Raw genomic sequence first — 9,175 nt, 5'->3', positions numbered from 1 at the left:
GCCCACGGCACATCGGCCGGCCCCTCCCACCCCACGGGTCCACGCATTGTTCAGACAGCACGGGACAACCGGTGAGGGCGAGCCTTCAACTACCGGGCGTCCGGCGGAAAGGAAGCTCATGACCAGGACCTCCACCCCTGTGGGCGCGCCCGGCTCGGACGCCTGGGAGGGGCTCGTCACCACCGCGCTGCTGGGCACCGACCGGCGCACCCCGCCGGGCACCGCCCCGGGCCCGGACGCCCCCCTGGCCCTGCTGGACGCGGCGGCCGTGGAGACCGTACGACGACGGGCCGGTCTGCGCCCGGCGCGGGCGGCCGAGCGTCCGCAGGCGGCTCCGGAGGACGCGCGTCCCGCGCTGCCGCCGGCGGCGGCCCGCAGGCTCGCCATGCTGCTGGCCGACCGCCCCGGCCCGTCCGGCGGCGGCCGGCGGGGCACCGCGCCCGACCTGACGGAGCTGCTGCCGCAGTGGCTCGCGGTGGCGAACGCCCGCGGTTTTGCACCGCCTCCGCAGGTGCTCCCGGCGTTGCTGGACGCGGCCCGGGGGCGTACCGACCTGCGTCCGGCGGCGCTGGAGTTCGCGGGGCCGCGAGCCCTGTGGCTGGCCCGGCTGAACCCGGACTGGCGGTTCGCCCTGCGCGCGACCCCGGGCGGCGGAGCGGCCCTGCCGCACCTGGAGGACGACGACAGAATCCGGCAGTTGTGGGAGGAGGGCCTGTTCGCCGAGCGCGTCGCCCTGCTGTCCGCGCTGCGCTCCCGCGACCCTGCCGCCGCACGGGACCTGCTCGCGACGACGTGGGTGACGGAACGGGCCGAGGACCGGCTGATGTTCCTCGACTCGCTGCGCGACGGCCTCGGCCCGGACGACGAGCCGTTCCTGGAACAAGCCCTGGCAGATCGCAGTCGCAATGTCCGGGCGACGGCCGCGGAACTGCTGTCGGCCCTGCCCGGTTCGGCGCTCGCCGCGCGGATGGCGGTCAGGGCGGAGGCGTGCGTCGCCATCGACCACACGCAGTCCGCCCGGCCCCTAGGGACCGGAGCCCCGGGTGAAGCGGCCCGAGGGATCACGCAGACCGCTCCGACGATCGCCGTCGAAGCGCCGCACGAGTGCGATCCGGGCATGGAACGCGACGGCGTCCTGGCGAAGGCCCCCGCAGGGCGCGGAGAGCGGTCCTGGTGGCTCGGCCAGCTGGTGGAGGCGGCACCGCTCGGGACGTGGTCGCGGCGGCTCGGCGGGCGCACTCCCCGGGAGATCGTGGCGCTGCCGGTGGCGGACGGCTGGCAGGGCGAGCTGCACGCGGCGTGGTGCCGGGCGGCGGTGCGCCAGCGGGACGCCGGGTGGTCACGCGCGCTGCTCGGGGATCCGTCGGCACCGGAGGCGGGCGGTCCGGGTGCGGTGTCCCTGGCCGAACGCGCCAAGCTGCTCGGCACGCTGGGCGCCGGCGAGCGGGCAGAGTGGGTGGCCGGCTTCATCTCCGCGCACGGCCTGTCGGAGGCCTTCCAACTGCTCGGGGTGTGCGCGGTGCACTGGGCGGCGCCGCTCGGGCGGGCGGTGGTGGACGCACTCAACATCGCTCGGGACGCGGGGAGTTATCCATGGAGCTTCAGCGGGGTCATGGGCCTGGCCGAGCGCTGCCTCGACCCGTCCGAGGCCTCCCGGCTCGACGCGCTGCTGGCCGTACCCGACGAACCGGAGAACGCGTCGCCGGGGGCCGGGGGCTACTGGGCGGAGGCCTTCCAGCGCCTGGTGACGACCCTGCGTCTGCGTGCTGCGATGGCCGAGGAGCTGGGAGTGGCCTGACCGTTCCTGTGGACTGAGCGGAGTGAGTCCGTTCAGCCGCGCGCCCGGAACGGTCTTGGGCGAGCTGGTCCCCGGCGTACTCGACCCCGGGTGGCGACACGCATCCTGTGCGTGGTCCGGCCCGGGAGGCCAGTTCCCTCGCGACCCGGCCGGGTCGCGAGGGGACGGCCAGAGGCGACGGGGAGGCCCTGAACCATCCTCTGGTGGAGCCGGGGCCCCGCACGCTGACGCCGTACCCGGTGTCCCAGGTCGCACGATCAGTTAGCCGGATCAGCCGATGGCGCCGCGAGCCCGCAAGCGGACGACCACACGATCGAGCTAACTCGGCTGCGCATTCCTTGGAGCAGTTCCAACCACTCGGAGTTCGGATCATCACTCATCCGTGGGGACTTGCCGCACGGAAGCACTAGCCGCCCCTCATTCGGGGAAGGCTCCCCTTTTCGCTCCGGGGCCTTCCCGCTCCGGGGACCCAGGCCTCCCACCCGGCCCGGGCCTGAGCGACCCGGGCCGACGGGCGGCTCACGCCGGTCGCGAGCGCAGCCCCTCCAGCAGGATGTCCAGCAGCCGGGCCGACGCGGCCGCCTGCTGCGCGGCGTCCGGCAGTGAGGGCGCGGCCGTGGCGATCACCAGCAGCACGTCCGACACCGACACGTCCGCCCGCAGCTCACCGGCCGCACGCGCCCGGTCCACGAGCTGGCCCACGACCTCGAGCAGCGCCGACGTCCCGGCGTCGTCCTCACCCGCGGCCGCCGGTACCGCAGCGACCGCGACCGGCTGGTCGGGCACCAGCCGCAGCTCCGTCGCGCCGGGCTGGGTCCGCTGCTGCGGCACCCGCGGGCCTCCGGCGCCGTCCTCGACCGAGACCCGCAGCACCTGCGGCGGCAGCAGCCGCCCGGCGCCGGAGGCCACCGACGTCCGCAGGAAGCGCGACAGCGCCGACCACGGCTCGTCCTCCTGCCCGAGCGCCGCACGCGCCTGGTCGGTCAGCCGGGAGGTCTCCTCCTCGGCTATCCGCCGCACCAGGACGTCCTTGCTCGGGAACCGCCGGTACACCGTGCCCACACCGACCCGCGCGCGCCGCGCCACGTCCTCCATCGGCGCGCCGTAACCCAGCTCGCCGAAGACCTCGCGCGCCGCCCGCAGCACGTGCTCCAGATTGCGCTGTGCGTCCACGCGCAGCGGCGTCGTCCGCGATACGTCGCGTCCGTTGCCCGCCGCGCTCATCGTCATGCCACCCGCCGCGACTGCGGACGTGGGCGACCAATGAGAGTCCTGAACATGCATAAGCATTCCCCCGGTAATGACGTCTCCCCCCGGAGACACTCCCCGCCATGCGATACCGGAGCGAGGGAACGGCTCGGGTCCGCGGGCCCGCCCGTCGCGGACCCGGTGAGCACATCCCCCTACACCCCGTCGACACACGAACATAGTTGAGAGGGAGTCAATTCAGAAGGGGCACGTTCCGCACGGAGCGCCCACCGATCGGAGTACGGGCCGTAAACGTCCCGAATGTGCCCCCGCGCGCCCCTCGCACCACCCCTTCTGACCTGCATGTATGCGCAGCAGGCCGTGTTTCCGGCCAACTCCGCGCGCTCTCCCGCTCCGGTCACACAATTCGTCGAGGCTGTGGACAAACTCAAGCGTCGGGTGCGTCATGGGATGGTGAAGGAACGTGCGCGCATTCTCGTTGTCGGTGGTGGCTACGTCGGGATGTACACGGCCCTGCGCCTGCAGCGCAGACTGAAACGGGAACTGGACCGGGGCGAGGTGGAGATCACGGTCGTCACGCCCGACCCGTACATGACCTACCAGCCGTTCCTCCCCGAGGCCGCAGCGGGCGCCATCTCCCCCCGCCACGTCGTCGTGCCGCTGCGCCGCGTCCTCGACCGGTGCCGGGTCCTGATCGGCGAGGCCACCGCCGTCGACCACGCGAAACGCACCGCCACCATCGCCACCCTCGCCACCGAGGAGGAGGGCACGGGCGGACAACGGCTGCCCTACGACGAACTCGTCCTCGCCCCCGGCTCCGTCTCGCGCATCCTGCCGGTCCCCGGCCTCGCCGACCACGGCATCGGCTTCAAGACCGTCGAGGAGGCCATCGGCCTGCGCAACCACGTCATCGAGCAGATGGACATCGCCTCCTCCACCCGCGACCCCGCGATCCGCGACGCGGCCCTCACCTTCGTCTTCGTCGGCGGCGGCTTCGCGGGCGTGGAGGCACTCGGCGAACTGGAGGACATGGCCCGCTACGCCGCGCGCTACTACCACAACGTCCAGCCCGACGACATGAAGTGGATCCTCGTCGAGGCCTCGGACCGGATCCTGCCCGAGGTCGGCGAGGAGATGGGCCGCTACGCGGTCACCGAACTGCGCCGCCGCAACATCGACGTCCGCCTGCAGACCCGGCTGGAGTCCTGTGCCGACCGGGTCGCCGTCCTCAGCGACGGCGCCCGCTTCCCCACCCGTACGGTCGTCTGGACGGCCGGCGTCAAACCCCACCCGGTGCTCGCCGCCACCGACCTGCCGTGCAACGGCCGCGGACGCCTCACGTGCACACCCGAACTGTCGATCGAGGGCACCACGCACGCGTGGGCAGCCGGAGACGCCGCCGCCGTCCCCGACGTCACCGCCGCCGAACCGGGCCGCGAGTGTGCCCCCAACGCCCAGCACGCGCTGCGCCAGGCCAAGGTTCTCGCCGACAACATCGTGCACTCCCTGCGCGGCGAACCCCTCCAGACGTACGAACACGCCTACGCCGGCTCGGTCGCCTCCCTGGGCCTGCACAAGGGCGTCGCCCACGTCTACGGACGCAAGCTCAAGGGCTACCCCGCCTGGTTCATGCACCGCGCCTACCACCTCAGCCGCGTGCCCACCTTCAACCGCAAGGCGCGCGTGCTCGCCGAATGGGCCCTGGCCGGCCTGTTCAAACGGGAGATCGTCTCCCTGGGTTCACTCGAACACCCCCGGGCGGAGTTCGAACTCGCGGCCGGTGGAAAGCCTTCTCAGGACCCTCCGCCGAAGGGGTCGTCCTGACCGGACCCAGGAACTCCAGCGGCCGGCCCGGCGTCTGACGGATGTCGGTCCGGTCCGCGCCCTGCCAGACTGGTCCACCACCGCGGGCGTGCCACCCCACGCCCCGGTGCGGGCCCTCCGGGGTCCCGGCCGGTTCCGGTGCCGGCCGCCGACCACTACACGAGGCAAGGATTCGTGAACTTCACGCGCTGGAGCGCCCGGCTCCCCGGAACGCAGCGCCGCGCCGCAGCGCGGACCGAGCAGACGGCCTCCCCGGACCGGCGGGGGGAAAGCTCCGTACCCGCCGCCCGTGCCGAACAACTGACCGACGAGTCGCCGTCCGTACCCGCCGTCGACGAGCTGCGGGTGCGTGAGGTCCTCGACCGCGTCCCGTCCCTCGTCGCCCTGGTCCACGGCCCCGACCACCGCATCGCCTACGTCAACGACGCCTACACGACCGCTTTCGGCGTACGCCCCCTGGGTGAACGCGCCCGCGAGGCCCTCCCCGAGCTGGACGGCCTCGGCCTGTTCCCCCTCCTGGACCAGGTCCAGCGCAGCGGCAGACCACGCACGGTCAAGTCCCGCAAGGCCCCCGACGGTCGCTCCTACACGTTCACCTGCACGCCGGTCGCCCAGGACGACGGCAAGTCCGGCAGCGACGGCCGCGGCGTCCTCGTCTTCGCCACCGACGTCACCGACCATGCCGAAGCCGCGGAGCGCCTGCGCGCCAGCGAGCGCCGCCAGCGCGAAACGGCGGTCACCCTCCAGCGGTCCCTGCTCCCCCAGGAGCTCGAAGAACCCGACGACCTGCGCGTCGCCGCCACGTACCACCCCGGCGGCACGGAAGCCGCGGTCGGCGGCGACTGGTACGACGTCATCACCCTGGGCGGCGGCCGCACGGCCCTGGTCATCGGCGACGTCATGGGCCGCGGCGTCCGCGCGGCGGCGGTCATGGGCCAGCTCCGCACGGCGGTCCGCGCGTACGCCCGCCTCGACCTCCCCCCGCACGAGGTGCTCCAGCTCCTGGACGGCCTGGCGGCCGAGATCGACGCCAACCAGATCGCCACGTGCGCGTACGCCATCCACGACCCGAACGAGGGCAAGCTGATCTACTCCTCGGCGGGCCACCTCCCGATCCTCGTCCGTGACGAGAACGGCACGGTCCTGCGCGCCGAGGAGCCCACCGGCCCCCCGCTGGGCACCGGCGGCTGGATGCACACCTCGGGCTCGATCCCCCTCGCCCCCGGCTCCACGGCCGTCCTCTACACGGACGGCCTGGTCGAGCGCCGCGACGCCGACCTGGACGAGGGCATCGCAGCCCTGGAACGCGCCCTGGCCGGCGCCACCGGCACCCCCCAGGTCGTCTGCGACCGCCTGGTCCGTTCCGCGGGCGTCACCCCGGACCACGACGACGACGTGGCGGTCCTGGTCCTCCAGCACCCCGCCCGCTCGGGCCCGGAGAGCGAGCTCTTCCGCAACGCCGCCCTGGAGCTCCTCGGCGGCGTGGAAGCGGCCCCACGCGCGCGTGCCTTCGCCTCCGGCGTCCTGACCAGCTGGCGCTTCCCCGCCGACCTGCACGATCTGGGCGTCCTGGCGACCAGCGAACTGGTCGCCAACTCCCTTCAGCACGGCACCCCGCCGATGAGACTGCGTCTGCGTCGCACGGACAGACGCCTGATCATCGAGGTCACCGACGGCGACGACCACCTCCCCAGACGCCGCCGCGCGGAACCGGCCGACGAATCGGGCCGGGGCATCGCCATCGTCGCCACGATCGCGTCGAGCTGGGGCTGCCGCCGCACACCGGGCGGCGGCAAGGCGGTCTGGTGCGAATTCGCCCTGCCGCGCACACAGCCGACGTAGGCCCGCCGGGTCAGACGTCCGCGGAAACGGGCGCCCCACCCCGCGCCACGACCCGGCTCTTCACGAGCCACGGCTGGTCCTGCGCGTCGGTCAGCTGCCGCCCCAACCGCACGGCCAGGACGGTGATCCCCAGCGAGAACACCAGGAACGCCACGATGTACGGCGCGTGCAGCGATGCCCCGAGCGGCCCGCCCACCGCCGGCCCGACGGCCAGCGCAAGCTGCTTGACCAGCGCGAACGCCGAGTTGTACTGCCCGGCCATGCCCTCCGGCGCGAGATCCGCGACCAGCGGGGCCACGGTCGGCGACAGCATCGCCTCACCCAGCCCGAACAGCGCGTACGTCGAGACGAACGCGGCCGTCGCCATCTCCTGGCTCCCGTGCCCGAGCCCCGCGTACCCGGCGACGGCCCACGCCACGGCCCAGATCAGCCCGACAGCGGCGATCACCCGAGACCGCCGGCGCCGCTCCACGAACCGCAGCACGGCGAACTGCGCGACGACGATCACCAGCGTGTTGGCGGCGAGCGCGGTCCCCAGCGCGGACGTCGAGATCCCGGCGGCCTCGACCCCGTACGCACTCAGCCCAGACTCGAACTGCCCGTAGCAGGCAAAGAACAGCACGAAGCCCAGCACACACAGCTGCACCATGGCCCGATTGCCCATCAGCTGCTTCCAGCTGCCCCGCCCGGACGCCTTGGGAGCATCCTCGATCCGCGGCGCGTGCGGCATCCGCACGGTCACCATCACCACGACCAGCAGCAGGAACATCGCCGCCTCGATCGCGAAGAGCAGCGTGAACGAGGCAGCGCTCGTCGTGTCGACGAGATGCCCGCCGATGAGGCCGCCGACGCCGAGCCCGAGGTTCTGCAGGAAGAACTGCATGGCGAAGGCACGCGACCGCGTATCGGCCGACGAGCAGTCCACGATCATCGTCGCGAGCGCCGGCTGCATCACGGCCTGCCCGGCGCCCAGCAGGGAGGCCGACACCAGCACGGCCGCCGCGCTGCTCGCGATCCCCAGGCTGAGCGCACCCAGAGCGGCGGTGACCAGGGCGGTGAGCAGCACCGGCAGCGGGCCGCGCCGCACGATGGCCCGCCCGGCGAACGGCAGCACCACCAGCGCGGCCACGGCGAAGACGGCGAGTACGAGACCTGCCGTCATGGCCCCAAGACCTCGCACCTGCGCCACGTAGACGTACAGGTACGGGACCGTGAAGCCCAGCCCGAACGCGCTGAGTGCGTTACCCACGTGAATGCGGCGCATCGCTGCGCCCATCGCCCTGGTCACGTTCACCTCTCTCACAAGTTAGGAGTGAAGACTTCGAAGCTAAAGTTCGAGACTGAAGAGTACAGATCCAAGGACTTCAAGGCAAAGAACGATCGTGCGATACTGCGCACATGGGCGACACCCCCGGCCCCAGCGAGCCGACCCTCGAAGAGCAGATCGCCGCGTACCAGCGCGAGTTCCAGGACCTGGACCCCCAGGTCGAGCAGATCGTCTCGGCCCTCTCCCGCCTGAACCGCCGCATGAACGTCGCCTACGGCCGTCAGACCTCGGCCCTCGGCATCAGCAACGCGGAGTGGGAGGTTCTCAAGGCCCTCGTCCTCTCCGGGGCCCCCTACCGCCTCGGCCCCAGCGACCTCGCCAAGCGCCTCGGACTCACTCCGGCCGCGATGACCCACCGGATCGACCGCATGGTCGCGGAATCTCTGGTGACCCGTGAGCGAGACGAGTCGAACCGCGTACGCGTCATCGTTGAGCTGACGTCAGAGGGGCGAGAGAAGTGGCTGCAGGCGATGCGCTTGGCGTCGGTCTTCGAGGAGGACCTGCTCCAGGACCTGTCCCCCGCCGAGCGCACGGCGCTGGGCGAAGTGCTCACGCGTCTGCTGCGCCGGGTCGAGCACGCGCAGCCGGATGCCGGCGGTCGCCTCACGGACCTGGACTGACACCCGGGCCGAAAAGATCTTGACAGGGTTCGCTTGACACTCCCATGACGGGTCCGTAAGGTTCTTCGGGTTGCCGCAGAGCCGTAACGGTTCTTCGACAGCACTTCCGCCGCAGCAGCGGCACCCAAACCACCAGCTCGACATCCCCCGGGATTGTTTTCGGCGTGCCCGAATTCAATTCGAATGGGGACTCGACGATCCGATCGGCTCCGAACGGCTTCGATTTTGGAATCGGCGAGAGGGCGCGCTAAGGTTGGGGACGTCGGAACGGCCCAACAGCCGCAAAGACAAACCCCGCTGACCGGGGATCAGGCCCGAAAGGATCTGATAGAGTCGGAACCGCCGGAAAGGGAAACGCGGAAGCGGGAACCTGGAAAGCACCGAGGAAATCGGATCGGAAAGATCTGATAGAGTCGGAAACGCAAGATCGAAGGGAAGCGCCCGGAGGAAAGCCCGAGAGGGTGAGTACAAAGGAAGCGACCGTTCCTTGAGAACTCAACAGCGTGCCAAAAGTCAACGCCAGATATGTTGATACCCCGTCTCCGGCCATCATGG

General features: G+C 71.8%; 6 protein-coding genes. 4 read left to right on the top strand and 2 right to left on the bottom strand.

What is annotated here, in order from left to right:
• The first annotated feature begins 118 nt into the window (after window positions 1–118).
• Window positions 119–1,798, top strand: a complete 1,680-nt coding sequence (locus tag C1J00_RS31805; RefSeq protein WP_102912446.1) for a DUF5691 domain-containing protein — start codon at window positions 119–121, stop codon at window positions 1,796–1,798.
• 519 nt (window positions 1,799–2,317) lie between these two features.
• On the opposite strand, the gene C1J00_RS31800 is transcribed toward C1J00_RS31805, so the two are convergent.
• The gene (locus C1J00_RS31800) at window positions 2,318–3,082 is read right to left on the bottom strand and encodes a TetR/AcrR family transcriptional regulator (protein WP_102912445.1); all 765 of its coding nucleotides are present in this window, start codon (window positions 3,080–3,082) and stop codon (window positions 2,318–2,320) included.
• A 375-nt stretch (window positions 3,083–3,457) separates the two neighbouring features.
• On the opposite strand from C1J00_RS31800, the gene C1J00_RS31795 reads away from it, so the two are divergent.
• A complete protein-coding gene (locus tag C1J00_RS31795; RefSeq protein ID WP_102912444.1) occupies window positions 3,458–4,831 on the top strand; it encodes an NAD(P)/FAD-dependent oxidoreductase in 1,374 nt (457 codons plus the stop codon).
• A gap of 174 nt (window positions 4,832–5,005) precedes the next feature.
• Complete coding sequence (locus tag C1J00_RS31790) at window positions 5,006–6,673, top strand: ATP-binding SpoIIE family protein phosphatase (RefSeq protein WP_102912443.1); 1,668 nt, start codon at window positions 5,006–5,008, stop codon at window positions 6,671–6,673.
• A gap of 10 nt (window positions 6,674–6,683) precedes the next feature.
• Here C1J00_RS31790 and C1J00_RS31785 read toward each other — a convergent pair whose 3' ends face one another.
• Window positions 6,684–7,949 (bottom strand): MFS transporter, encoded by a 1,266-nt coding sequence (locus tag C1J00_RS31785; RefSeq protein ID WP_102912442.1) that lies wholly within the window; start codon window positions 7,947–7,949, stop codon window positions 6,684–6,686.
• A 122-nt stretch (window positions 7,950–8,071) separates the two neighbouring features.
• On the opposite strand from C1J00_RS31785, the gene C1J00_RS31780 reads away from it, so the two are divergent.
• Entirely contained in the window at window positions 8,072–8,620 is a 549-nt protein-coding gene (locus tag C1J00_RS31780; protein ID WP_102912441.1) for a MarR family winged helix-turn-helix transcriptional regulator, read from the top strand.
• Window positions 8,621–9,175: the final 555 nt, after the last annotated feature.

Source organism: Streptomyces cahuitamycinicus (assembly GCF_002891435.1).
Taxonomy (GTDB): domain Bacteria; phylum Actinomycetota; class Actinomycetes; order Streptomycetales; family Streptomycetaceae; genus Streptomyces; species Streptomyces cahuitamycinicus.
This window is presented reverse-complemented; position numbering and strand designations above follow the sequence as displayed.

Excerpts from the sequence above, each read along its gene's own strand:
- C1J00_RS31805 (WP_102912446.1), top strand. The coding sequence starts at position 119 with ATGACCAGGACCTCCACCCCTGTGGGCGCGCCCGGCTCGGACGCCTGG.
- C1J00_RS31800 (WP_102912445.1), bottom strand. The coding sequence starts at position 3,082 with ATGCATGTTCAGGACTCTCATTGGTCGCCCACGTCCGCAGTCGCGGCG.
- C1J00_RS31795 (WP_102912444.1), top strand. The coding sequence starts at position 3,458 with ATGGTGAAGGAACGTGCGCGCATTCTCGTTGTCGGTGGTGGCTACGTC.
- C1J00_RS31785 (WP_102912442.1), bottom strand. The coding sequence starts at position 7,949 with ATGGGCGCAGCGATGCGCCGCATTCACGTGGGTAACGCACTCAGCGCG.
- C1J00_RS31780 (WP_102912441.1), top strand. The coding sequence starts at position 8,072 with ATGGGCGACACCCCCGGCCCCAGCGAGCCGACCCTCGAAGAGCAGATC.